Origin of the sequence: Rhodococcus sp. IEGM 1307 (assembly GCF_030056915.1) — a bacterium.
In the GTDB taxonomy this organism is placed as follows: domain Bacteria; phylum Actinomycetota; class Actinomycetes; order Mycobacteriales; family Mycobacteriaceae; genus Rhodococcus_F; species Rhodococcus_F opacus_D.
Genome location: NZ_JASHKW010000036.1, coordinates 26,130 through 52,082 on the forward strand (window position 1 = coordinate 26,130; position 25,953 = coordinate 52,082).

At 62.7% G+C, this 25,953-nt stretch carries 18 protein-coding genes and 1 pseudogene; 10 read left to right on the top strand and 9 right to left on the bottom strand.

The window, feature by feature from the left end; all coding sequences use genetic code 11:
* Window positions 1-87: 87 nt before the first annotated feature.
* Entirely contained in the window at window positions 88-666 is a 579-nt protein-coding gene (locus QM841_RS40725) for a DUF2510 domain-containing protein (protein ID WP_283336455.1), read from the top strand.
* A gap of 556 nt (window positions 667-1,222) precedes the next feature.
* Here the strand turns inward: QM841_RS40725 and QM841_RS40730 are convergent.
* The 6 genes from QM841_RS40730 to QM841_RS40755 form a co-directional block, all read right to left on the bottom strand.
* Window positions 1,223-1,612 (bottom strand): hypothetical protein, encoded by a 390-nt coding sequence (locus QM841_RS40730; RefSeq protein ID WP_283336456.1) that lies wholly within the window; start codon window positions 1,610-1,612, stop codon window positions 1,223-1,225.
* 254 nt (window positions 1,613-1,866) lie between these two features.
* Window positions 1,867-2,505 carry a hypothetical protein gene (locus tag QM841_RS40735; RefSeq protein WP_283336457.1) on the bottom strand — a complete coding sequence of 213 codons (639 nt, stop codon included), beginning with the start codon at window positions 2,503-2,505 and terminating at the stop codon, window positions 1,867-1,869.
* A 117-nt stretch (window positions 2,506-2,622) separates the two neighbouring features.
* Window positions 2,623-2,850, bottom strand: a complete 228-nt coding sequence (locus tag QM841_RS40740) for a DUF2510 domain-containing protein (protein WP_283336458.1) — start codon at window positions 2,848-2,850, stop codon at window positions 2,623-2,625.
* Between the two features lie 273 nt (window positions 2,851-3,123).
* On the bottom strand, window positions 3,124-3,381 hold the full coding sequence (locus QM841_RS40745; RefSeq protein WP_283336460.1) for a hypothetical protein: 258 nt from the start codon (window positions 3,379-3,381) through the stop codon (window positions 3,124-3,126).
* Window positions 3,382-4,260: 879 nt separating this feature from the next.
* Window positions 4,261-4,494 carry a hypothetical protein gene (locus QM841_RS40750; protein WP_283336461.1) on the bottom strand — a complete coding sequence of 78 codons (234 nt, stop codon included), beginning with the start codon at window positions 4,492-4,494 and terminating at the stop codon, window positions 4,261-4,263.
* 435 nt (window positions 4,495-4,929) lie between these two features.
* On the bottom strand, window positions 4,930-6,342 hold the full coding sequence (locus tag QM841_RS40755; RefSeq protein ID WP_283336462.1) for a COX15/CtaA family protein: 1,413 nt from the start codon (window positions 6,340-6,342) through the stop codon (window positions 4,930-4,932).
* Between the two features lie 32 nt (window positions 6,343-6,374).
* Between QM841_RS40755 and QM841_RS40760 the strand changes: the two genes are divergently transcribed.
* The 5 genes and pseudogenes from QM841_RS40760 (at window position 6,375) to QM841_RS40780 (ending at window position 17,965) form a co-directional block, all read left to right on the top strand.
* Window positions 6,375-6,920 carry a hypothetical protein gene (locus QM841_RS40760; RefSeq protein ID WP_283336463.1) on the top strand — a complete coding sequence of 182 codons (546 nt, stop codon included), beginning with the start codon at window positions 6,375-6,377 and terminating at the stop codon, window positions 6,918-6,920.
* 487 nt (window positions 6,921-7,407) lie between these two features.
* Window positions 7,408-9,225 carry a hypothetical protein gene (locus tag QM841_RS40765; RefSeq protein WP_283336464.1) on the top strand — a complete coding sequence of 606 codons (1,818 nt, stop codon included), beginning with the start codon at window positions 7,408-7,410 and terminating at the stop codon, window positions 9,223-9,225.
* Window positions 9,226-9,496: 271 nt separating this feature from the next.
* Complete coding sequence (locus tag QM841_RS40770; RefSeq protein WP_283336465.1) at window positions 9,497-11,992, top strand: hypothetical protein; 2,496 nt, start codon at window positions 9,497-9,499, stop codon at window positions 11,990-11,992.
* A 216-nt stretch (window positions 11,993-12,208) separates the two neighbouring features.
* Window positions 12,209-15,814 carry an anti-phage protein Upx-like protein gene (locus QM841_RS40775; RefSeq protein ID WP_283336466.1) on the top strand — a complete coding sequence of 1,202 codons (3,606 nt, stop codon included), beginning with the start codon at window positions 12,209-12,211 and terminating at the stop codon, window positions 15,812-15,814.
* A 901-nt stretch (window positions 15,815-16,715) separates the two neighbouring features.
* A pseudogene (locus QM841_RS40780) lies at window positions 16,716-17,965 on the top strand (IS110 family RNA-guided transposase).
* A 259-nt stretch (window positions 17,966-18,224) separates the two neighbouring features.
* Here QM841_RS40780 and QM841_RS40785 read toward each other — a convergent pair.
* On the bottom strand, window positions 18,225-18,461 hold the full coding sequence (locus tag QM841_RS40785; RefSeq protein WP_283336467.1) for a hypothetical protein: 237 nt from the start codon (window positions 18,459-18,461) through the stop codon (window positions 18,225-18,227).
* Window positions 18,458-20,188 (bottom strand): hypothetical protein, encoded by a 1,731-nt coding sequence (locus tag QM841_RS40790; protein WP_283336468.1) that lies wholly within the window; start codon window positions 20,186-20,188, stop codon window positions 18,458-18,460. The genes QM841_RS40785 and QM841_RS40790 overlap by 4 nt, the downstream gene beginning before the upstream one ends.
* A gap of 349 nt (window positions 20,189-20,537) precedes the next feature.
* On the opposite strand from QM841_RS40790, the gene QM841_RS40795 reads away from it, so the two are divergent.
* Complete coding sequence (locus QM841_RS40795; protein WP_283336469.1) at window positions 20,538-21,740, top strand: tyrosine-type recombinase/integrase; 1,203 nt, start codon at window positions 20,538-20,540, stop codon at window positions 21,738-21,740.
* A gap of 203 nt (window positions 21,741-21,943) precedes the next feature.
* On the opposite strand, the gene QM841_RS40800 is transcribed toward QM841_RS40795, so the two are convergent.
* Window positions 21,944-22,129, bottom strand: a complete 186-nt coding sequence (locus QM841_RS40800) for a hypothetical protein (protein ID WP_283336471.1) — start codon at window positions 22,127-22,129, stop codon at window positions 21,944-21,946.
* A 327-nt stretch (window positions 22,130-22,456) separates the two neighbouring features.
* On the opposite strand from QM841_RS40800, the gene QM841_RS40805 reads away from it, so the two are divergent.
* The 3 genes from QM841_RS40805 to QM841_RS40815 all read left to right on the top strand — a co-directional run bounded on the left by QM841_RS40805 (window position 22,457) and on the right by QM841_RS40815 (window position 25,037).
* Window positions 22,457-23,662, top strand: coding sequence for a hypothetical protein (locus QM841_RS40805; protein ID WP_283336472.1), 1,206 nt, complete (start codon window positions 22,457-22,459; stop codon window positions 23,660-23,662).
* Window positions 23,643-24,272 carry a hypothetical protein gene (locus tag QM841_RS40810; protein WP_283336473.1) on the top strand — a complete coding sequence of 210 codons (630 nt, stop codon included), beginning with the start codon at window positions 23,643-23,645 and terminating at the stop codon, window positions 24,270-24,272. Before QM841_RS40805 ends, QM841_RS40810 begins: the two co-directional genes overlap by 20 nt.
* Before the next feature lie 345 nt (window positions 24,273-24,617).
* Window positions 24,618-25,037: a hypothetical protein gene (locus QM841_RS40815; protein ID WP_283336474.1), complete on the top strand. Its 420-nt coding sequence runs from the start codon at window positions 24,618-24,620 to the stop codon at window positions 25,035-25,037.
* Window positions 25,038-25,953: the final 916 nt, after the last annotated feature.

Here is a 25,953-nt window from a genome sequence, read left to right on the forward strand (position 1 = left end):
ACCAACACGGGTTTCGGTGGTCCCGTTCGAAATCATCGAACGGGACTATTGATTCGTTCCTTCGGGGCATCTGAATTTGCTACCCCTTTGACCGACCACTTCCCGAACCACGAACGGACCCGCATGCCTGACTCCGCATCCCCCGGCTGGTATCCCAACCCATCGGGGGAACCCAACTCGGTCCGGTACTGGGACGGCCAGACTTGGACGGATACGCGACAACTCGATGCGCCTACCTCCCACGTTGCATCTACGGCCACACCTGCGTCAGCAGCGCCGCCCAAGCGCAGCCGCAAGGGCATGTGGATTGCAGCGGGCACTCTGGTCATCGTTGCCGTCATCGTCGGATTCACCGTATTCGGCAACAGCACAGAGGATGAAGCCATCGACCGATGCACAAGCGCCGTGGCCGATCGGATGAAGTCGCCGAGCACTGCCGAGTTCAGTGACGTGTCCGCGCACGAGACGGACAGCCTCAAGACCATCGACGAGGACTACGCGCAGTTGGACAGGTACAGCAACTACGGCAAACTGAGCCGCTGGGTAGTCACCGGCGATGTTGACGCCAGCAACTCGTTCGGTGCCACCGTCCGCAGTGAGTTCAACTGCAGCGCCATCGTTGGTGACGGGACCATCGTGGGCGTTGAAGTCGGCTACATCGAGTAGTTCCCGGGCGCAGAAAGTTGGCCGTCGGCGTCACGGTCGGCCGTGAAAGCTGCATATCGGCTGTCTCGCGTGGCTACATGTGACTTCCCATAATCGCGACGTGCGGCCAACACTGGGCAACAGGAGGGTCGATGTCCGTGACGATGCCGAGGAATCGGGGGTGGTCGGTTGTCGTCGTTGACGTACCCGAGGGCCATGCGTGGGCCAGTGGGCATTTCACCGGCGTCCGAGTCCGGATGCACCACCGGAGGCAACCGGTAGTCCCGCCCGAGGCTGGGCACGACGGCCACGGGCTTGCGTCTGCCATATATAGGGCGAATGCACCACGCGGCAGTGTCATTCACTCGATATACATGACGGGTGGTCCCAATGCCGATCCGCGGAGCGCTGCGTCATGCTGGTGGGCCGTCGCCTGGACCGCGAACGAAGCCTTGAGGTGGCATCGTGCGAGGCCATCGAAGGTAGCCCGAGACGTATCCAGGAGCCTCCGCATCACGCGGAATGATGCGGAGGCCTGGTTCGACTCGCAGGGGAAGGCCGGGGTTGCTTTCCGGGGCTACGCGGGTGCGTGCTGGGTGGCGCGGCTGGAGTAGATATCGACGAGAATATTGATGCGGCGCTGCAGGTACCGGGTGTGTGAGCCGAACCAGAACGGCGCCCACAGCCAGGTGACGACCGGGGACACCCGCGTCGAGGACCCGACCTGGGTGTGGGCCTGGTTGAGGCGCTTGGCGGTCCGGGACAGGCCGATGAGCCCGTAGATGGGGATCAGCTGGGACCACCACCGGGTCCAGGCTTCGCGGCTGACGCCTGCGGTGGCGGCCAGTTCCCCGCCGATGCGGTCGTACCAGACCAGGTAGTAGATGCCGAAGGTGATGACGGTGAGCCACCACAGCCCCCAGGCCCCTTGTTTGCGAATCGCCGACGGCGGTTGAACAGTGGTCACAGTTTCCCCCTCGATGTGAAGTTCTTCCAGAGCGCCCGAAGCGGCCACGGTGTGAATTCTTCTGTGCGGCTGGGTCGGCGATCGAGAGTCGTCACCCCGGATTACACCACTCGATCCGGAGCGGCGGTATAGATCAAATGACTGTATCCGCAGGTATCGCAAATAGGCTGAGGGTGCTGTTGTTTCGACGCTTCGTCTTGGCAGGCCTTCCGCACACCGGGGCGACGCACAGATCTCATCCGGTGCGCAGGCTTTCAGTAGCCGACGCCGGCGCAGAGTTTCGGGTCGGTGATGTAGCCGGCTTCGCAGCCGTTGCGGGTTTGTATCTCCTCTGAGGTGGGTTCTTCGCCGCATCGGGTGCCGCATCGGTCGGCGCCGATGACTGGGGTTCCGTCGGGCCAGTAGCAGCCGCTGTCGTAGCAGGAGTATCCGCGATCGGAGGTGGTGCCCACGGGTGTGCGGGTGACGGCGTCGGGGTCGGGGTAGCTGCCGCCGGTGTAGGGGTTGCGGCAGGTCACGCCGTCGCATTCGAAGGTGTTGGCTTCGCGTTCTTGGCGGAGGTATTCGTCGCCGCCGAGCTGGTCGAAGCACCATTGTGAGAAGGCGAGGGTGCCGTCGCTGAATCGTGCCGGTCCGGGTGTGCCTTCGAGGCATTCGACGATGTACGGCTCCTCGTTCACCGGTTCGACGGGTGCGTCGGTGGTGGCCCGCACGGCGACGGGCGTCTCCGGCGGGGGTGGTGCGTTGAGTGTGGTGGACGCCGGGACCGCGGTGGTCGTCGCCGGCGGCGTCGTGATGGAGGACGTCGCCGTCTGGCTCGTCTGGTCGCCGCTTCCACATCCCGTCAATATCAGGGCGACAGCGAACACCCAGACCGCCAGATTTCGTTTCATTGGAGTTCCTTCCGATGGCGACGGCATCTCGTTCGTCGTCCGGATGCGATTGCCTCTCGGTTTCAGTCGGTCACATCGCCCGTACCGGCCTGTCCGCGGCGGGGCGCTCAGTGCGGGTTACCGGTTTTGCACGTGGTCGGTCCAGTGGTGACCGTCGTGCCAGCGAATCAACCGTGCATCTACGGTGTCGGGATACCAGCCCGGTGGCACCGGGTGAGCGGGCGCCGCCTTGCTACCGGACTTGACTATCCGCACGATGAGCAGGATGACGCCGATGATGATCGCCAGCATCACGGCCAACGCGGCGCACACGATCATCCAGTGCCACGGACTCATTGCTCCCATAGCCGTGAGTATGGGCCCCGGAGTCGGTGGCGGACCTCGACACGACAGAGGTGGGCCGAAGTTCATTCATGCGAACGACAGTTGCGGCGTCGCCTGTGGCCTCACCAGTGCACGGAAGGGTCAGGGGGCCGGCCTTGGGTGATTCGGTGGTAGAGGGGAAGTGGCGGCTGGGATCGCGTGGTTCACCCTCGCGGACCGATGACCGTGACGGTACGCAATTGTCTCGGTGGGTGGGTGTCGGCTGCTGACGAACGCCGACCCTGGACTGCTCGGTCAGCGCATCGTCACGAGGACGATGACCGCGGTCAGCACGGCGACGATTAGTTCGATGGCCCCGAGGATCAGTGCGGCAACGGCGAGGCCGGAGCCGGTTTCGTGTTCGCGTCCGCCCGTCTCGACGTAACCGATCGCTCCGAATACCAGCGCCGGGACGACAAGCCCTATCAGGGCGCAGAACAGTCCCACAATCGCGCAGACGTTGGTGCGCTCCGCCACCTCGATACCGAGGTCGGTCTCGTCGAATGCCACCATGGGTAAATTCCTCTCATTCATTCGTGCACCGGGCGCGGCCCGGGTCGGACCATTGAGCCCTCGGCGCAACCGGTCACAGTGTCATGCGCTGCACTTGGCGCTGGAGTCGCAGCAGAGGGAGTGTTCACCGTGCCGTGGTTGGTGCGTGTCTCCGGTGCTCGAGGCGGACGAGGGCGGTGGCACTGACCGCCCATGCACCGAGACCGACGACGGACATCTCTGGTGACCAGGTAGTTGCTGCTAGGTGGAGGCAGTAAGCGCCGGTCGCTGTGACGACGACGTTGGCTGGGGTGATCAGTGGTTTCATCGTTCCCGTTTCGCTTGTTGCTCTGCGCGATGTGCCGTCGATTGTGTCAAACCGTCGGGGCAGTCATGCGGCGGGATCGTGTGTTTGCTGGGGTTTGCTGCTATGCATTCCGAACGCGAGTGCTGGCGGTGGCGGCGTTGGTCGCCGGAATAGTGTGCGTTCTGGCGGGGTCGTGGTGGTGGGCGGCCGGGTGGGTAGGGGCCGGTCTGATCGTCAATGGTGTTGCGCGTGCGCAGGCCGCGAACGGCGTGCGGCGGGTGTCGAGCTGCCGCGCCCCGCAGATCGGGCACGGCGGGTGGCTGTTCGTCGTTCGCCTAGAGGAGGAAGAGGCTGGATACGTCACGTTCTGCGCACCGGGCAGGAAAGGCGGCGGTACCCACGTCGGCCTCTCACCGATAGCCATGGTGGGCTGGCCCATAGCGGTTGAGGTGCTTGCGAGGGCAGGCGCGCGCCTGACCCGTGTGATGTCGACCTACCTGAATTAGTCGACCTCCTCAATTATTGGTCACGGCCGGGCGCCGGCCGGAGTGAAGCTATTGCTCGGTTTCACTCTGGCCGGAACCCAGGGGGAACTAGATCGGCATGGCGCCGAAGCTGATCCCATCCGGCCAGTTACGTGCACGGAGGACCTCGATGCAGCCCTGCGCCTGGCTGACCAGCCAGCGCATGGTGTCGATGACTCGAAGGATCTGCAGCAGTAGCCAGAGCGCGCGCAGGCAACATCGTGACAGTCGCCCGAAGTGACTGAACCAACGACCGTATCTATTATTTGCAGAAAAAACTTTACTATCGGAAATATCGCTCATTATTAATCTCCTTATTATATAAGCGCTTAACTATCACTTTCTTAACAATCCGCGATTTGGGCAGGCTGCGGGCCGTCGGAGGATTGGATGAGCGGCCGAGCTGCCCGCATCGGCGGGCGGACCTGGAGTGCAGCAGCTGAATACGTCGCTGTAGGTCAAGCAAAACAATGACACAGATCCGTCGTGCGCGCTGACGCATCCTCCCGGCCGAGATGTATTTTGGTTGTTTCTCCGCCGAGAACAAAGACTTTTCCTGTCATTATGGCGCCCAAAACTGATTCCGGAAGTATTGGTGTGGGCAATAAAGGGTGGCGTACATTTCGGGAACTACCCCGACGAGTCGACCCGGAGTGGGTGGTGCGTGGCCGGACGGTCGAGGGGACGTGTCGCCATCGCAGGTCACGGCGCCTTCTGCGTCGCCGGGTGCTGGACAGTTCACCAACCGCCGCCGGCAAGGCGCGCGTCGGCGTGGTCGACGGTGGTGGTAATCATGGCGTCGATGCGCTCGTGCGGATGGACGGCGGTGAGTCCGGGGACGGCCGGGTCCGACATGACTTCGAGCATGACCGCGTAGGGGCCGCTGGACCAGCTCACGCGCGAGATCCCGAACTCGGTGTTGATGATCTTCGCGCCGCCGCGGTTGGCGTCGAAGGGTACTCGGGTGCCTCCATCGATGAGGAAGGTCTGATCGGCGCTGGTGTTGTCGTCAGCGGCCTCGCGCGCCGACTCCGGGCTGTTGTGCATGTCGATCTCGAGGACGACGCTGCTGTCGGCGTTGCCGCACGCGTAGGTGGCGAGGATGTCGCCGTGCGCGGTAGATCCCGGGGCGCCGGGGGCCTGGCTGGTCCGGTCGCTGAATCCGCCGGCCACGAGGGCGGCTGGGGCGAGGAGTGCGCAGGCGTCGTGAGTGGGAACGGTGGCCGGCGGAGGCGCCCCCTCCGGCGTGAGCGCGGGCGGTGTGTCGTCCGGGAAGCCGACACCGCCTGGGCATCCCAGGGTTCGGTATTCGATCGCCGACTTCGCTGTTTCGGTGCCCGGTGGCCCGGCGACTGGCTGGCCGCCGTAGATGATCCAGCAGGGACGGCCGCCGCCGTAAGGGCTTTCGTCGAACTCCGGGGTCCACTCCACCGTGGTCAGGGCGTAGTCCGCGTCGTTGGCGTAGCCGTAGCAGTACGCGGCCTTCGTGTCTCGGAGGTAGTGCTGCACGCACTGCCGCTGAAGGTCATCGATCCGGGCCGGGTCGTCGGTGCCGGCGACGAACCGCACGTTCGATTGGCCGCCCTCGTCGTCTTTCGTCACCCCGTGCGCCCGAACCATGCCTTCCGAGAAGGCGAGTGGCGCTGCCGTATCGGTGGCCAGCTCCGACGTAGAACCAGGCGTGGAAGACGCGGGAGTTTCCTGCTCAGAGGGATCAGTTCCGTAGGCCGCGAGTTCGTCGTAGTTGACGGAGACGTCGAGGGCCCCGACGAGGATGACGAACGCGAAGGGGGTGGCGATGCCAATCGCGATCTTCGCCATCGCGGAACCGACCCGGTCACCAGGTTGGGACGGGGCAGGGGCGCGCTTGCGGCGCTTGAGCAATGGAACGACGGCGGAGAAGTAGAGCAATGTCCACGAGATGGCGAACAGCAGCGCCGCGGGCAGCCAGATCGGCTCCGCGAACAGAAAGCTGAGGGCCATGATCAGGAAGAGCACTCCGACGGCGCCGCCGATGATCCGGAGCGTGAGCCATAGCGCTGTCTGGAGTTCCCGATGCGGTTGCGGCTGCGGCGGCCGCGGGTACTGCCCTTGCGGCGGCTGGGAAGGACGCCACTGAGGTGGAGGGCCCTGCGGGTTCTGCTGCGTCATGTCGAGAAGTATCGGCCGTAGGGATCCGCGGTGTGAACTGGGGTGATGGCATGTCCGCCGGTTGGGGTACGGAGTCAGCCGTGGTGTCGGCGCGGATGTCGTGGTGGTGTGGTCTGCTCGTGCGCATGGACGAGGCCAGGGACCGTGCAATCGACCCGAAGGATGACCCGGAGTACCTGACATTGTCGGCGGCAGGGAAGGAATGCGGGGTGAGCGTCGGCGTGCTCCGGAAGGATCGCCGACTCGTCGAGGGGGTGGCGCGTACCAAGAGCGGCCATGCCTATCTGCATCGCGAGCATGTGCCGAGCTGGTCGCAGATCGAGTCGCTGTTCCTCGAGATGTATCACCGGCAGCTCCGCCGGGTCGAGAAGATGATGAAGGTGCTCGAGTCGGAGGTGGAGGCGGTGCGGTTCGATCTGAACGAGGCGAGTGCACCGCTTTTGCTCGCTGCCGCAGACGTCGGGTACGGGCAGAGCAGTGGTCGGACGTTGTCCAGCGCGCTGGGCACGCTGAACCGAGAAGTGCTGGCCTTGACCGTGATCAGGTCGCATCTCGACGAGATGGGCCGTACGGTGTGACCCACTGGTCGCGGTGTACCCGACGACGCGGGCCGGTCCTAGTCATGGAGCGTCGCTGGTGGCCCAGGTTTGATCGGAAGCATCCAGGATCGGGGCCTGGGTGAAGTCGGCGTGGATAGGTGCACATGGCGCTGTCCCTCGCCGGAGCAGTCGCTGAAGGCCCTCCGCGACATCCCCATCCCACGATCCCTTGCGACGGAAGGCGTATCTACCCGCATCCAGGGCGTGGATCGATGCAAAGAGCCATGGCATGCGATCCCCGAGATCATGACTGCCGACCCTCAGTCGATCCCGCGCAACGTCGACACCATGCCGAAGGGACGGAGGCTCCCGTTCGTCCCTCAGATCCAGGCCTCGCGGTCCTCGACACCGCATCCTTCGGTACTGAAATGCTCACATATGCAGTGTCATTCACGTGAATGATGTTCCGGGGAAATCTGGTGCCGGGTGCTCGAGGTTGTCGGCGTCGTAGAGCAGACTTGTCGGTATGTCGTCGAACCGCAGTCTGATGAATCCCGCCGTCGCGAGCGGTGCCTTCGGCATGAAGGCGGCGATCGCGGCGCGGGAGGTTCTGGGGAGCGCGTTTGATCGCGATGACCGTGAGGGTGTCTGGCGCGGGGTGAACGTCTACGGTTCGCTGCAGGTGGTGGCCGAACTGCTGGCCCGGTTGGATTCCGCGATCATCAGCGACACCCGGATGGATGTGGAGCGTGCCTGGGTCGGTGCCCTCGGTCCGGAACTGCGCGAGGCGCTCGAACCGTTGATCGCCGCCGACCACCGGGGCCTGATCTCTCCGAGGGGTCTGATGCAGTGCGCGCGCGAGGTCATCTTGTCGGCACCGGACGACGACACGCTCGACCCTGTGAGTTCGGATGACCTCACGCGTTGCCTTCTCGGGACAAATACAGAGCACGATCACGTCTCCGGCCAGCTCGAAATGCCCGAGATCAGGGGATTCGACGCCGAGTCCGTGGCCCAGATCAAGTCCGTCCTCGACGGGTTGAGCGAGGAGGGTCTGCGCGAGCTCATGCGGACGTTCGCCGTTGACGAGGTCGCCACTCTCGCGTACGAGAAGCCGGAAACGATCGAAACATTGCTCCCGCATCTGCACGATGTATGGCGGCGTCCGTGGCCGCAGGGCACGAAGGTGGACCGGCTCACCGGAGAGTCACCCGCGATGGTGTTCGAGGCCGCGTTCGGGGTGCCGTTCGACGACGTGCTCGCGTTCGGCCGTCTGATCATCGACCGTGCAACGACCGGTCACGTGCGCTTCACCACTGACGAGCTCCGCGCCGCCGGTGTTCCGGACCGCGTCCTCACCCACGTCGAGAAACACATGGTCATCTCCCTGACGGATCTGCGTCAGAGCTTCCGAGACGAGGAGGAGCAGGGACTGGTCACGGCATGGTCCCGGTTCACCGTGCAGCGCTACCCGCTAGTCCGGTTGCCCGACGGCGCGTTGTTGCTGCTCCGCGCCCAGATGGGCGCCCAGCGGATCTTCGGCGACCTGCCCTTCTTCGACCTCCGCGAAGAACTGCGCACCAGTAGCCCGCGAGCAGGTAGGCAGTTCGAGCAGGCGATGAACGATATCTTCGAGGCCCGGGTGGGCGAGGGGATCCGCCGCATCGCCGCGCAGCCGCATCTGCACGACGTCGCGGTGGCCACCGAACCGGTGATGCAGAAGGCGTGGACCACTCCGGGGGCTTCCGGGCCGCCGTCCGTGTGCGACTTCGTCATGGTCCGCGGCCGGTACTGCGTCGTGGTCGACGCGAGCAACCGTCGCCTGATCGCACCGTTGTCCGAGGGGCAGGGAGATCCGAATCTGCTCGACGGCGACATCGAGCGCAACCTCCTCGAGCACAAGTTCACACAGTTGGCGTCGACCATCAAATTGCTCGCTGACAACGGCTGGCCCGGAGACGGCTCACGGATCACCGCCGACACGATCTTCGTCCCGTTGGTGGTCACTCCGGACGCCGGGTTGCCGTACTCGGAGTTCGTCGACTTCCAGATCAGCGAACGCGCGCATGCAATCCTGAGCCCGGCAGCCCGGTATGTGGCTCCACCCGCACTGATCACGGTGACGGATCTGATGATCCTCGAGGGGCTCGCCGACCACATGGGCGGTGACCCGGTGAAGATTCTCGCCGACTGGCGAGCCCTCGCCGGTCGCGGGATCCCGATTCGGCTGCAGAACATGCTCGACCTGTTCGGCCTGCCGGCCCGTCCGATGCCCCGGCGGGCCGTGGGTCGGATGCGTCGGCTCAGCGCTGAGCTGCGGTTGCGGCTTGCCCCTCATGCGTAGAGGTCGTCGATACTCCATGTCAGGGAAAGGACAGCGCACGATCCGGGCGCGCGCACTGGCGTCAGCACCGCAGGCACACCGCAGCAGCCTTTCGCGATTGTCGGATCGCTGTGAGGTGAGAGAGCTGTTGGCGCGAGTTTGCCTAATTATCAACTGCGCAACCGGGAAGCGGAGCGAGGAAAATTCTAGGTCGGATACGCCCAGGACATAGGCTTTCCCGCAAATTTACTGGCTGTCCGAGTGGACGGTCGATGATCACAAGAGGAAGACCATGAGCGCCAACCAGCACATCGAGTACGCCACCGTCACTACCGGACTCCGCGCACCCCGCGTCGCGGTGGTCTTCCCCGCCCACGCGAACTGGGACTACTTCGCTCGGGCAGTGATGTACGCCGCCAGCAACACCTGGGGTGGCGCCGGCTTCGTGCTTGTGCCTGCGACCGACGGAAGTATCGACCCACAGGTGCGGGATGCCGTTGTCGCCTACGACCCTGACTATGTTGTGTCTTACAGCTACACCGTTGGGGACCTCGATAAAGTCACCCCGGGAACCATCGAGCAGATGCTTGACGCGCAGAACATCGACGACCAAGACAGCCGGTCCCGGCTACGAGACGATCTGCGTTCAACGAATGTCGATGATGACGTTCTGGCTCGAACACGTGATGCGGTGGTGGCAGCGTGTTCCTCGTACCGGATGGACAACAGCTCCGAACCAGGAGATGACTACAGCTGGCACGAGCGGGAGCTCAGCCTGTCCGTCCCGGTACTGGCAGGGCCGGGTAGTCACATTGGAGCTCTCACCCCGATCGACAAGATCCGGCGCCCATCCGATCCCACACCGGTCAGCGTCTCGCCTGAGCTGACGGGTGATATCGGTGTAGCCGCTGTGATGCGGCTCGGCCTCCTCAGCACCCCGACAGCCGAAGGGGCGACACTCGACCAAACACAACGGTCCGAGGTGCAGCGCTGGCTTCTCGGTGTCCCCACACGGTTCCAGAGCGCAACACCCCAGGTTGTTATCGACCCCGATTACGGCACAGCTCACGGATTGCCATCCGCCTGGGACGCGACAACTCTCGGGTTGAGCTCCGTGACCAGTGTCTCCCGCCGCCACAATCGGAAGCTCTGTGTCATCGGCAGCGCAGCAAACGACTTCGCACTCGCCTTGATCTGGGATCGACTGTACGGGAACGGGCTGTGGATCCCCGATTCTTGGACCGACGGCGAGGACCGCGCACACGTCCTCCAACTCCTCCGAGACACACTCACCCCGTTCTACGCCCGTGATGAGCGAGCGTGGGTCATAACCTCCGTCTCACACGACACCGAGATAGTCGCAAGGTTCCGGGACGACGTCCTCGGCTCCCCGTCGACCTTCATGGTCAGCGATCCGAAAACAGCCGATCCCGCGAATGACCTACCGGTCATCGGACTCAATGACGAACTCCAGTTCCCTGACCGCGGAAAATCGCACTTTGGAATTGACGATCAATTCAGCTCCACAACAACCATGCCCGTACTCCGTGATCCGGACGGCGCTACCACGCTAGCCGCCACGCCCGCACCGCCAATCGTTCAGCACGAGCTCCTCAAGTCGGTGCCGGATCTATCTTGGCAGATTGACATCGATGTCCCCGACACGCCAATTCCACCTTCCCGGCACGTCCCCGCAGAAGCGATCCTCCATCCTGACGAATCGCCGCACAACACATGGGTGCGCGTCGGCAGGGCCGGTTTGTCGTATGAAGCTCTCGCGTACGGATTCGTCCCCGCAGGAGCATCGGCCGACTTTCGGTTGGCGAAACCGCGGATCAGAAAGCCGGGCATGCGGACGTGGGCCCATGCACGTGCCGCGTTGATGGGGCGAGCCGCCACCACGTCACCTGCAGGACGGCACGGGGACGTCCTCCAGACCATGTTCGGGTCGAGGACGCGCCTCCTAGAAGCTGTTTCCGGTGACCTCCTTCCAGTATTCCGCAGTTTCGTCCCGCAGTCCAAGACGTCCAAGGGGCAGTTCCCAAACAATGAGGGATGCGTCGTGCGAGGGACGGTGTATCTCAACTTCCCAGGCATCGTGTCCATCTCCGGCGTGTCCACCGAGTCGGCACGGTCGCAATGCGACCAGCTTCTCGCCGAGAAGATACTGTCGAGAGGCCTTCTCCTCGATTGCTCGGCCTGCGGCAATGTCGACTTCGTGGTGATCGATCGGCTCCGTCAGAACAATGAGTGCCTTCGGTGCGGCCAACCTAACGACCTCTCCCAAGCTCGATGGAAGATGCCCGCGGACGAGCCGCAATGGTTCTACGACCTGCACCCCGTCGCCACCGCGCTCATGGACCAAAATGGCGATGTTCCAATACTTCTCGCTGCACATCTGCAAACAACGGCCAGTCACAGCAGCCGCTACGCCGACTGCGCCGAACTGGAAGTGTCCGACCCGGCAGGGAAGAAGCTCGCCGAAGCAGACTTACTGGCTCTCGTCGATGACAAGGTTGTAGTGGCGGAGGCAAAGTCGACAGACGAACTCGACACAGGGAACAACCAGAAGAAAGCTGCCAAGAAGCGAGTTCTGCTTGCAGAAACCTTTGGTGCGGAGGAGATCATCCTCGCAACAACACAGGAAGGCTGGAAGGAAGCGAGCATCACTGCTGTGCGGACAGCCGTGAAGGAGCATGTCTGGAAAGCAATGCCTCGTCCACGCATTCGAGAAGTTCTCGGTCTGGGCACGGGAACGGTGAATGATCGGTATGTCGACATCGAATGAGGATTCGTCAACCAACTTGGCATCGTCCGCATGCACTGTGGACCCGGAGGAAAGGCCCGGCGTGGTGGCTTGTGACCAGAAGCCTGTGTCGTCCCGAGAGGAACACGGTTTCGCTGATGGGGAACGAGTGACTTCACGCCCCTCTGCGCCACCAATCAGGTGCGTCGGGGCACCTCGCGGAGCCCTCCCTGCTGGGATAACTGTAATGTTGCCGGAATGCTGAGGAGTCGACTCGACGTTCTGGATCCGGCCGATGTGATCGCGTCGATTGCCGGCCTGCAACTGCTGCCTTCCAATATTCATCATCTTTACCGGCTCGAGCGCCTCGTTGCCTACGCTGCACGTAACACCGACACTGGTTCTTCACGTTTGTCATCGTCGGCGATCCGTGGGTTGCTGGATTGCCCCGAAATCGGCGGGCCATCCGTTCGGAGTCAGGAGGATCCATTCGAAGGGTTCGTCTCCGCTGAAGTCCCGTTCTTCGCAAACACCTACCTGGTGCTACAAGGGCAAGCGACCAATAGTGCCGTGGTGGCCCGTGACCTGCTGGGCGCGGTATTCGCCAGCACTCATTCATTTCCGGTCCCATACCAACGCCGGGTAGTTTGGGCTGCCAGGCTGTTGCTTCGCACTAGTGCGGAACTCTGCCAACGCGCAGGTCTTCGCCGAAACTCCGCGGCCCCGACTCATACGGCGGACATCGCAGTTCCGAGCAGGCAGCGCCTGGCAGAACTAGCAGACCGTGTCACTTACGAGGAAGACCAACTACTACGAGGATTCAGTCAAGAAGCCACTGAGTACTTGCGCACGACGTTGATTGCCGACCTGGGTGATCACAAGCCCTGGACTGGCGACGGACTCGACTCGGCAATTATCACGAAACCGTTGCTCCGGACCCACCGCGGTGTCGTTGTGGCATCTCCATTCGAACTGATGGCAACTCTCCGCCACCTAGTGGTATCGGAGGCAGTCAGTAACTCGTGTGTGGACGTCCTCGGCGACGCGATGGCTGACCTGGCGACGTTGCGGACTCTCCGCCTCTTCTCCACTCTGTACGACCATGAGCCACAGCTCGCCGACGAATCTTCCTCACGTGTAGTCCGTTTCACGGGCGTGTTCGATGCCGACAAGTGCCTTGACCTTCGCGTGCACGTGGACACATTCGACAACTATGACCTGAATTCCGTCTTTCAAACGTGGGAGCGGGCCGAGGAACCCGAATACGCGGAAACAGGGCACCCGGACAACCGGACACTAGTAGTCAATGTCCTGTGGTCACAGGGCCGCGACGTCGGGGTGACACTTGGCACGAACGATGGGCCGACGCTATCGGGAACGTACTCCGACTTCGAGACGATCCTTTCATCGCCGCGAACGGACCAACTGTCACTGTGGTACTTCGCCCAAGCTAAGCACCGATTGCTCGCCAAGTCGCAAGTAATGCACTTCTCGCTCGTTGACCTCTACGACACATACATCGAGCATCACGAGAGCTTCTACTTCTCAGATGATGAGCCTGCAGTCGCGGTGTTTGTCGAACCGGGACGTGGTGACGCCCTTCGGCAGGCCAATGCCGAGCGTCTGGGTCTTACGTACGTGACTATCGGAAAACACACTCACGAGGCCATTCTCGTGCACGGCAATTCGTCCCCGGTGCGGCGCGTGTTCGTCGATGAATGTCTGTACTTTGCCGAACTCGGTGACTACGTAGCCTGGGTTCAGGTAACCCCCGACAACCAGGTAACGGAAGCACCTCTCGATCGCTTAGCAGAGACAGTCTGTTTCTGGATATCTGAGATCTATACAGCGGCCCCGAGAATCTTCAACGAGCTCGACTCGTGGGAAGTCCGTGTGACTCTCAAAATTGCTGATTGGAAGACGGATTCGCCAGTAGCGGACGGATCTGAGTGGATACAGCAGGAGTCGGTAGATGACGGCACCATTGCGATCTCGGTGAGTACTCCACCGGATCGAGCTGTGGGCGATCCAGTTAACTGGCTTGATCGGCGCATTCTGGAGGTTCTCATCGGCGCACTCGTGACCTTGACGCATATTGAGTCGGTAGTGGACGTCGATGCCCTGATTGAGCAGATCGCTCCGCCGGGGGAGCGCCGCATGCTGCACATAGTAGGTGCTCACGACGACCCGATCAGTTGGCCGGGCGAGCTGCCGGACGCCCGCCGAGTGGTTCCCTCGGTACTGGCATTGCTGCTGGATGAACTGGGAGCGCACTTATCAACCGTCGGTGGCCATACCGCAGGTGCCTTCGATGAAGACGAGAGAAATCGTGTACTGAACACCGAAGTTGTACCATTCTTCGGAGAGATGCTCCGCCATGATCTCAAAACCTACGATGATCATGCGGCGCTTCACTACTTGATCCGCGCTAACGAGGCACTCCTGCGCGACGCCCATGTCGAGGAACGACGGTACCCTGCAAGGCTCGCGTGCTTCGGCTCGAGCTCCGACGAGGTCGAGAAAATCGAGGAGAAGATCCGAGAGTCAGCCGCTGCAGCACTTGGATCACGATTTCTCATCGAGTACCTCTCTGCGCACCCCGCTCCGGGGAATCAACTGATCACGACCGAGCGCTACGACCGGATGCTTGCGGCGTCATCCGAAGTCGTGAACAAGGGATTCTTGTCGGATGCACTCAACGCACGGATATCAAATTCTCAGCTGTCCCTGCTGGCTTCCGGCCGACTGGGGATCGCCCGGGAAGATGATCAGTACATGTCCGCGCTGCAAGGGTTTCTCAACTCGCTGGCATCCGAGGCCCTCACGGAAGCAGCCGAATACGGAACGGCGGAGAAATCGGCTTCGACGGACGACGTTGATGATAACGACTTCGCTCAGGCCGACCAGCTTGCACAGGTCGAGTACGGATTCACCTATACCCAGCTGGCCGAGTTCGTCAGTGAATTGGTCAACCTATCCGTGGAGTTGGCCCAGCACGACGTTGGAGAACTCTGCGAATCTGCAGTCCTTCAACGGATGCGTGAGAAGTTCAGTTGGGAGGAGGACCGAATTGCATCCCTGATATCTGAACTGACGCTCAGTAGGCAGAAGAACTTCTGGGGCCAGGGCAACGACGTTCGACCTTGGAGGTATGGCCGCGCGCGTTCGTATCTGCGGAGACCGCTGGTGCTTCGCGTGAGCGGAGACGACCGACTGATCTATTTTGGGCACCGCAACATTCTCCTTGCAGCGATGTATTGGCACGGCCAGTTCGACTCGGGGCGTCTGCAGGCGAAGACTCCAGAGATGAATGCCGCTTTGAGTAGGGCGCGTGAACTCAAAGGGGACCGGTTTGAGGTATCAGTTGCATCCGTCCTAGCCGACTCCTGTCGAGGGGTTCGCCGCCGAGTTCAGAAGATCGCGGACCATGACCTGCGCAAGGTCAACGGTAAGGATCTAGGCGATATCGACATAGTCGCTTTCCATGAGGCCTCTCGAACGCTGTTGCTGGTTGAAGCCAAGGCGTTGGTGGTGGCACGTACGCCAGCAGAACTGCGCAACGAGATCGCTAATGTGCTCGATGGCGAGCACTCTGCCATGGAACGGCTACGGGGACGGTTTGAGTGGGTGCAGACCCATTTGCCGTCAGTCCGCAACGAGTTTGATCTGCCTGGAGGAAGTCTCAATGTCCTCCCGATCGTTGTAATCGACGAAGATCTGATGGCCCGCCAGTTCGAGAATAGTCCGTTCCAGATTGTCGCAATCGATCAGTTGCATACATTCGTGACCACCCTGAAAGGCAGCGGAGGATCTCAGTCCCGAAAACGACGGAAGAGAGGTAGCAATGCGAACCGCAAAAGTTAGGTAGGGCGTTGCGACTAGGGCCGGGTTCGTTTCTTGTGATCGACTAGTTGGTCGGCTGATCCTGGCGTCGCCTGCGAATGCCCGACAGCCGCGCGGCAGTATTGGTGGGACGCGCCGACCAGATGGTACTGGGCGCAACTCGCGACTGACACCTCATGTAAGCACTTCCCGGCCATTTGCCGCGGTCACCGAACAGGTGCAAGGGCGCCGATGGTTGGTCAGTCAGCAACCAGCAACTCGGCCAGTCGTTGTCAGGTGATTTCCCACGTCCAGTTGCGTGACGCTCGCCGTGTGTGAGTCTTCCACCAGGTCTCGCACGACGACGGCGGATTCAACTTCGGCGCCATCGTGTGTGTCTCGGTCGGCCGGTCGCCGATCCGGCATCGACGCCCGGCACCCACGCCTGCAAAGAGACCTACCCAATTTCGGTTGGCCGTGTCCCTAATGACATCCGAACGGTCGCTGCGGAACGATGCCGGTCCGCTGTGGTTGTTCACTGGTTCACGCCTCTCGTACTGCCCAGGCAGCAGGACTAAGGCCGTTCGGGTGGGGACTTGGGGTGTGGACTGCTCGGAGTGGTGGTCCCGCCCGACCGATGGATGCCTGCCCTGTCCCAGGGGACATGCGATCCCTCCTGATAGATCGGTGCCGACGGCGTGTCGGGGCCACCACCTGCGTACTGATCGTCACAGTTGCTGTTGTGGTCCAAGCCCGTCCGCACGGTCGACACCTCGTAGATCGCGAGCCAGGAGCTCTCAGACGAGACCGGAACCGCGCGGATCGCTGGGATCGCGAACGGCTCATCGGAGGGAAGGCCAACAGAGCCTCGTCATTAGAGTGCCGCGCGTTCTCGTTGGGTGAAGCCACGCGAAGGAGATGAGACGTCGGAAGGCAGGGACTGGTGAAACTATTCTGTGGGATTGATTGGGCCGAAAGCCACCATGATGTGGCAGTCGTTGACGGTGACGGACTATTGGTCGCCAAACTCCGGATCGATGACAGCGCTGAAGGATTCGGCAAGCTACTCGGACTACTCGCGGAGTCCGGCGACACGCCCGACGAGCCGATTCCCGTGGCGATCGAGACCTCACGCGGCCTGCTGGTCGCTGCACTGCACTGCGCGGATCGGGGAGAAACGTCTATGCCATCAACCCCATGGCGGTGGCCCGCTACCGCGATCGCCACTCGATGGCCAGGAAAAAGTCCGATCACGTGGACGCGATGACGCTGGCGAACATTCTGCGCACCGATGCGCACGCGCACCGGACGTTGCCTGCCGACAGCGACCTCGCACGGGCAATCACGGTGCTCGCCCGCGCCGCGCAGGACGCGATCTGGCGGCGCACCAAGGCCACCCAGGAGCTGCGGGCACAGCTGCGCGAGTATCACCCGGGATTCCTCGACGCATTCGCCGGCGCCGGCCACACAAACCTTGCCATGCCAGACGCCCGCGCGATACTCGCGATCGCGCCGACACCGGCACTGGGTGCACGATTGTTCAAGGCCCGCATCATCTCCGCATTACGCAAGGGTGGTCGCCAACGTCGGCTCGAGGACACCGCGGCCCGAATTCAGGACGTACTTCGCCGCCCCCAACTGCGACAACCGCTGCTGGTGGAGACGGCGTTGAGCCGTCAGACAAGCGCGTTGCTGGCAACCCTGAACATCGAGTGCGTCAATGCCGACGACCTCAATGAGGCAGCCACCGAGGCATTCCGGCAGCACCCCGACCACCGAATCATCACCAGCTTTCCCGGCCTGGGCGAGGCCACCGGCGCCAGGGTCTTGGCAGAGATCGGCGACGACCGCGGCCGGTTTGCCGACGCTCGCGGGCTCAAGGCATTCGCCGGCTCCGCACCCGTCACGAGAGCATCCGGGCGCAGCACCTGCGTTACCCACCGTCACGTGAAGAACAATCGACTTGCCGCAGTCGGCTTCGTCTGGGCCTTCGCCGCCATCCCGCGACCGGGCCCGATCAAGGACCACTATGACCGGCGCCGAACACACGGCGACCGGCACGCCGCCGCACTCCGTAACGTCTTCAACCGACTCCTGGGCCAGCTCTACCACTGTCTTCAAGCCAACCAAACCTACGACGAATCGAAGGCTTTTCCCGGCTCCGTCCATGGGGCGGAACCGGCAGCTACTTGACGACTTACGTTGATCGGAGGTCTATCAGCGGTCCGTCGACGCCACCACACCCGGCGACACCACCCCCCCCCCCGGATCATTCGAAAGACAGGGGCAAGAAGTCATACCGAACTTGGCGACCGACGGCCCCGTGCGTCGGGGCCGCCTAAACGGTAACGGGGATCATCGCTTGGCCTTTGTCCCAAGACGAGCGTGGTGCCCCGATGGCCCAGGGCTCGAATCCAACCTCTTCCGCCAATACCTCGGTACGTTGCTGACTCTAGCCAGAAATCGCCAGCAGGATCGTGCGCTGAACGGCGAAGCGTTTGGCCGCGTGGCTGTGCTCTGAGAAGAACCTTGAAAGGTAGACCCGGGCGGAATGCGAACTCCGGGCAATGCTGATGGAGTGCAGGGCAACCCGATTCAGTTGGGTGAGTGACATGGTCGACGTATTCAGCCGCGAGCTCAACCGCTTTGGGGGGCTTCGATGCAGCACGAGGGGGTTCGATTTGGTCATCGCTCCACGTTGGATTTGTCCAAATCGACCTCGACCGAATCGGCTAGAAGGTCGGCAATCTTTGAGACTGATTCTCCGACCTGCCGAACGACCCTCTCGAACGCGATGATGGACGCCACCTCGGCGATACCCAGATCAGCGAGCGCGGCCCGGGAGCCCGAGTTGCTGAGGTGCGCCACCCCTCCGCGCGAACGCATCGCGTAGAGGTCTCGCAGGACCTTGGAAGAGTCGGCCGTGTCGCCGAGCGAGGTAAGCAGTTTCCTCAGCAACGACAGCGATTTCTCGTCCTTCTCTGACCCGCCGACCACCTTCTTCAGAAGCTTTGAGTCAAGCCCGTCTACGAACACCTTCGCGATGATGAGAAGAGGGCCGATCAGCGCGGAGGGATCGTCGGTGAGTGGGCCCATGAGCGACCGGTATTGAAGCTCGAGGTCAGAGGGCAAAGGACGCCACAACTCACCACCGAGCTTCCGGCGAGCAGCGTTGTTCGCCTCCTCGCGCGCCCGACGCATCTCGCCGATCGGATCGGGTGACGATGCCGACTGGTTCAGGAAGTCCCGACGGAACCGTCCCTCTTCCATCTTTCCTTCGGGCGGGACGTTGTAACTGCGCCAGTGTCCCCACTCCTCGTGCGGGATCTTGCTCCCAATGTCGCCGAGGTACACCTCCACCAGCCCGGCGCTGTTGATGGAGATGTCGACGCCCCAGAGGTTGAAGCAGGACACCCGGAAGGGAGTCACCTCATACCTGCCAGGTTCTGCGACGTAGTCCTGGAGCACCTCCCGTTTGAAGTAGATGGGGGTGAGGTAGTGGAGGCGCGAGTTGTCCTGGTCGAAGTATGTCCCGAGTTCCTCAGGGTTGCACGAATGTGTGAGGTGCTTCCCGGTCTCCGAGTCAATTCCGTAAATGAAGCTCGGATGCTCGGTTGCGGAGTGGAACTCCTCCCACCTCGGTCGTCGAGCCGTATGCTGCCCCGACAGGACATATTGGCCGAACAGGCGCGACATCGAAGGTCGGTCACTACCGGTCAGGAAGTCCGCGACGGCATGGAAGTCGACGTGGGCCCAGCCGTTGTGGAAGTCGCTGTCGGCCCGTTCGAAGCTGCCTTCCTCGATCTTCGTCACGTACTCAACCTGAATAATCGCCGACTTTTCGGAGGTGTTGAGGAACGTTCGGAGTTCTTGGACGCGGACTTCGACTTTCCATGCTTCTTCACTTCGCTCGTAGCGGATGAGCTCGTGCTCGCGACCGGCAGCGCTGACGTAGTGCCAACCGTTGGGGACCTCAAAGGCATCCCAAAACCAAAGGAACGGATGGGATACGTCGATCTGCGGTAGGGAAGTGCCGGCGGCGTTGCGCGCCTGAATGAAAAACTCGGTGGTGACACCGCCCCGATCTTCGGCGAGGCCGCTGTCGTGTCCGCTATCTCCGCTCGGCGAACTCCAGACGCTGAATCCGCCGAGTTCTCGTCCGATCCAGGTTGTATCGCTGAGCGCGTCCTCCTCGTTGCCGGCTTTAACCAGCACGCAGCCGCGACCTCCATGCTCGTTCGAATTGAAGAAGTGCTCCTCGACGACTACCCAGCCGGACGGGTTGGAGTCGATATCGGTAAGTCGATCACTGGGCCACAGCGCCAATGGATAGTTGCCGACGGGTCGGCTCCATATGGTCGACAGGTTTGTGGCACCTTCTCCAGTCATGTAGCCGGGGATCTGCGGAATGCTCATATCCGCACCGTACGGCAGGGCCGATACTTTCTGTCAGTCCTTGCGACGTGCGTCTTACCGCCGCGAGTGTTTGCTGACGCCAGCGCCTGCAAGGCGCGCACGGCGATCATGTGAAGTGGGTTGAGACGATCACCGAGTCGGCGTACGAGTGATCGAGAACAGTTTGTGCGGCGAGTTCGATCGGGGCCGTTGGTTCGATATTGTGCCGCTGACGGCGGAGTTGGATATGTGGATTACCTCCCACCCGGAAGTACGTTCGCGACGTTCGCGGTGCGCCTCATCTGCAATGTGACGAACGCGTGATAGACCTGTGTCCGGCACAGTTGATCCTCGGGTTGGAGGTGCGCACGTGGACGGTGATGGGCGGTTCACGGTTCGAAAAGTGCCTCACTCCGACGGCACCCATTCCTCTTGGATCTTCACGCCAGATGCCGAGGTGGATCGAGCATCGCTGAACGTCCTAGCTGCCTACGGCACTTCGTCGCAGCGAACGTACGCATATGCCCTTGCCGACCACCTGAACTGGGCGAACGCCAATGGGAAATCGCCAGGCAGTATCACGCTCAAGGATCTGCTCCGCTACATGAACGGTCTGATCGGCGGCGAGGCCGGCATCCACGGTGCTGTGTGGCGCAGGCCTGAACAGCAACCGACGGTGGCCGCGTCGGCGGCGGCGACCACGGCAACGATCGTCAAGGCCTACTACCTGCGCCTCAGTGTCACGCAGAGCATCGATCCGGCCCTCGTCGAGGCACTGACCCGCCCCGGTCGGTCCAGGCGGGTCCGTGAAGCGAATCCGCTCGCGCCGACGAAGGGAACTCGGCGGCCACGCTTCCTTCCAGACGAGGTCGTTGAAACGCTTTATCGTCCAGGCAATCTGACCACGGCCCGCGACATCATGATCGTCACCTGGCTCCACGATGGCGGCTTGCGGGTTGGCGGTCTGTGCGGCCTGCGATTCGCCGATCTCCACCTGATTCGGCATCACCCGTGCGGGCAACGTGCCGAGCCGCACGTTCATATAGTCGGGCGAGACGACAACCCCAACGGTGCGCGCGCGAAGTCCTATACCGACCACCGTGCGGCCAACATGAGCAAGGACGGCTACGTCGTCGATGGAGGCATCCGCGCGGTCAGTCCCGACATGATCAGCACGTTCTACGCCTACCTGCTCGACGAGTACCATCCACTCCAGCACGCTGTCGATCATCAGCAGGTGCTCATCCATGTGCGGGGAACCACCCCGGGCGCCGCTCTGTCCACCAGCGGAGTGCGCAAGATGCTGCGCCGAGCATGCGCCCGGGCGGACTTGCCCGTCAGGATCACCCCACACGCCTTCAGGCACAAGGCAGCCTCGGCGTTATACGCGGCCTCCGACTTCAACGCTGAAATGGTCGCGCAGGAATTCGGCTGGGCCGCACCAGAGATGGTGATCAATCTCTATGGCAGGTCAGCCAACCGCGACGCCGTCCGATATCTCCAACAGGCATGGGACGCCACCGCGCGGCCTCCCACCGAACCCCACCTCGTCCCTGCCGAGGCCGCGGAATGACCAGAATCGCGACAACGGCCCGACACGTCGTCCCCGCCGAAAGCCCGGGAATCACGTTCGCAGAACGCTATGCCGCCGTCAGCCAGCAGTTTCCTGGATGGCTGGTCGACGAACCGATCAGATTTCCTCGACTGCATCCCACGTTCGGGTGGGCGTGTCGAGTGAACGGCTGCAACGCCGTCGTTCCCGACACCGATCCTCGATTACTGTGTGTCGGCCACGCCACGATCTACAGCAGGCGCACCGACGATGCCGGTCTCCAAGAGTTCGCCGACGCCGCTGAACCGCTCGCAGCCCTGACGACCGGCTGGGGGCTCGTCCGACGTGCGGGCTGCCGGATCTGCGGCGACAACCGCGAAGCGCAGCAACACCAGTACTGCATGGTCCACGCGAACAAACTGCGTCGCGCCCGAAGAAGCCCGATTGACGAATCAGACTGGGCAAGTGCGCAATCCGCGGGAGATCCCTTTCCACCGTGCGCGCTGCCCGGCTGCGTCCACGACGGAGAGCTCTCTGCCGCAGTCGGAGCCGATCGTCATCGACTGTGCCGAGGTCACCGCCAGAGCTGGCGGTCGCACCGCCAGGCACTGACCGGCGCGCCGACACCGGACGATTGGTCGCGCTGGACCGCGAAACGGTCCGTCCTCGAATCGGTCAGGTCCCCGGACACTCGCGGCCACCTCGCGACGGCGCATCTACCACCATCGCTTCGGCAAGTGATCCGCTACGCGCTGCACCGATATGCAAACACCGCCTCGCGCACCCAGTGGCGGCCGGCGGCGCTACAGGCGGTCGTTGATGCGCTCGCCGAGCACGACGTCCAATCCTTCGACGACCCCGTTGTCGCGATGCTCACCGAGCGCAGCGGACGCTGGTCCGCCGAACGACGCGTATGGCTCGACCTCGCGCCCGTGGTCCGTGCCGCGACCGTAACTCCGGAAGCGTCGCGAGCCGCGGGCTGGTTCGACCCCGCCATCGTCGGTGCCGGACCATTCCCAGGGTCGCAGGGCCAGGAAAACCGCCGCAAGGAATGGAACCTGACCGCCGTGACCCAGCCCTGGCTGCGTGACCTGCTCTGGGACTACCTGCACGACGAAGCGCTTCAGCCTGTCGGACGGAAAGGCTCGGCAAATACGATCTTCAATCGGATCGTGGGGATCGTGCTGCTCTCGCGCATCCTGCGCCACATCCGCGCCGATCGTGGTGAGGACCCCGGACAGCTGACGAACGCAGACGCTCGTGCGGTCAAAGACATGTGGGACCTGTGGTTCCGCGAGCAAATACCGATCCCTCGCCGCGTCGACGCTTCCGAGAACGACTGGGCTCCGCTCAACCATCGCAATCGCCACGTCTATATGGCGAACATGCGGATAGTGCTGCGGCACAGTCGTGAACACCGTCGAACGCCACCGTCTATGGACTCCTTCATCCTCGGGTTGCCGCAGTATCCACGACCCCACGAGAGCCCCCGCCCCCGCCCATTGACCTATGCCGACTTCCAGATGCTCGTCAGTGCAGAAAGCGTCGCGACCCTGAGCGACATGGACGACGACGATGTCGGACTCGCCGATATCTGGCTCACCCAGGCATTTCAGGGCGGCCGGATCAGTGAGACCCTCAAGCTGAGACTCGGCTGCGTCGGCCTGATCGGAGCAGCCCAACCCTATATCTGGCGTGACATCAGCAAAGTCGACCTCATCGACTACGGAATGCCCGGCGAATGGCAACCATGGGAAACTGTGCTCGGCTCACTCAGTGCAGAACTCGACGAACTCGGGCTGCTCGAAGAAGCCCAGAACCTTGACCTCAGGGCACCAGTTCACGACTACTTCCAACCGATATTCGCCACTGGCTGGCCCGTCTCACATCTGTATCGCACCGACGACGACAACGAGGCCCCGGATGACACCTCGACCGACTAGCACCACACCGGCAGGGCGCCGGCCCGACGAAGCGATCCGGCACCGGCAGAACAAGAGCGCCGAGTGCGAGCAACGAGTTCGGAAGGCCCTGACCAAGCTCGCGAAAACGAACGCGCCGTTCACCGTCGAAGACATCTGCGCGCTCGCGGGCGTCGGCAAGACTTTCGTCTACGACAAGAGACGCCCCGAACTCACCAAAGCCGTCCTGACCGCACGAGATCAGTCCCAAGCGGCGCTGCCCGGCCGGTCAGAGGAAGCGCGCGACGCCGAAGCGTCGTCCTGGCGTGACCGCGCGCTGAACGCCGAAACTCTCGCCAAGACCCTGCGTGCAACCATCAAACAACGTGACGAGCGAATCGCCGACCTCACCGGGCAGCTGTACGACCCCGACGGCAACTTCCTCGCGGACCAGAACGCCGAGCTCCGACAACTCGTACAGACCCTGAACCGGAACCTCAGTCGCGTCGAAGCCGAGAACGCCCAGCTACGACGATCCCTCGACGGCGCACGCGCCAACGTCAAACGCGAACGAGAACGCAACGTGACCCTGATAACCACGCCTTACCGCGTCCCGAGCAACGACAACCGTAGCGACCGAACGGACCCCTGATGCCGACCGTCCGACTCTGACCGACGCGATCGGACTCACCGGAATTCCGAAGTTCCTCGATGATGGTTCGCCGCCGACACCGCCCTACACGCCGCATCACTCACCACTTTCGTCGGCAACCCCGCCCGTACCATCGACGATCCCCCGACGACCTCGGACGTTTCGCCTTCCTCCTCGGTGACAACGAGGGGAATGTCGCGAACACGTTCGCCACATTCCAACCAGCACCGATCCACCTGATCGTGGCATCGCGGCAAGAAATATGTGGATCGACGACGAGGGCGAGGTTGTCGTTGTCGCGGCTGACGCAGCACGTTGTCGCTGCGTCAGCGCGTGGACGCGGGGGTGAATCTGGTGGCGACGGCGATTGCGTTGGCCCGTGGGGCGATCTGGCTGCCGTTCTGCGGGATAGTGGTGTTCGTCGGCTCACGACGGGGAACGGTGCGGCGGTGGGTCTGTATGACGCCCGATGGATGCCCTGCTGACTGGCGCGGTGTTCGCCCCGATGGTCAACCACTGAGCGAGGAAGGACACTCCACGATGACAACCACGACGGCGAACATTCCGACCCCTGCCGAGGTTTACATGTCGCAGCGCGAGCGTGCCCGAGATCGCAACTGCCATACATCGAGGAATCGATTTGGGGTGTATCTGATGCGGGACTGGGACGGCATCGATCGGTTGCCGTTGCCGTCGGCGGATGATCTGCTGCACCTGCTCGCGGAATCGCTCGGCTACACGCTCACTCGGGCAGCTCAGTGGTGACGGCGCTGGTGGAGGCCGTAGTGGTCCGTGATCCGGATGGGCCGACGAGCGTGGGTGTTCGTGGATGGTGCGCCGGTGGAGGCGGTGGAGAGTTGCGTCGATGCCGGTGCGGGTTGGGAGTGGGAGGACTGGTGCGAGCACCGGGACGAGATGCTCGCCGGTGCCTCCCCGGCGGCCCGTGAGTTGCTGCTCGAGGTGCTCGATGGTCCGCCCGGTGGGGGGTCTATGTGGAGGGCCGCGAGGATCGGCCCTGGCTGGACCCCGCGGCCTAGCCCGTCTCACCCGGCGGCGCGGCCCGCACCCGATTTTCGGGGTGCGGGCCGTGTGCTGTGTGGGGGTGTGATGGTGTTGTGACCTGGTGTGATGACATGTCCCCGGTTTGTGATGTGGATCCGCCGGCGACCTGTGTGGGGAGTGCCGGCGCCGGGGTGTGGAGGGCGCGCGGGTGTCTGTTTCATCCGTTTTGGAGTCGATTTTGAAAGTTGTTGATTTGCAATATGATTGAGTAATCAATTGGTTGATTACGCTTTACACGCATTGTGCACAAATACGAGATTGTCAGGTTTGTAATCTGTTGTAGAACAATATGTTTGGATGTTTTAAGGGTTTCGACTGTTTGGGTTGAGTGAGAGTGGGGTGGTATGCTGTGGGTATGGCATGGAGCGGCACGGGAAAGCGAGTGGGCGGCGGGTCGGGAGCACCCGCCCGCGTCCCCAGCTTCGTTGGGGTGTGGGGGACCGGATCGAACGTTTCGATCAAAGATGTAGGTGAGAACCTAATCTCGGAAACTCAGAGGAGCGAAGCGACTCGATCGGCGGCAACGGGAATCGGGCCACTGCGAGCCGCGCAGCGGCTCCCTGGCGGGGAGCGAAGCGACTCGCCCCCGTCTCCCGGTGCGGAGCACCGGGAGCAGCGC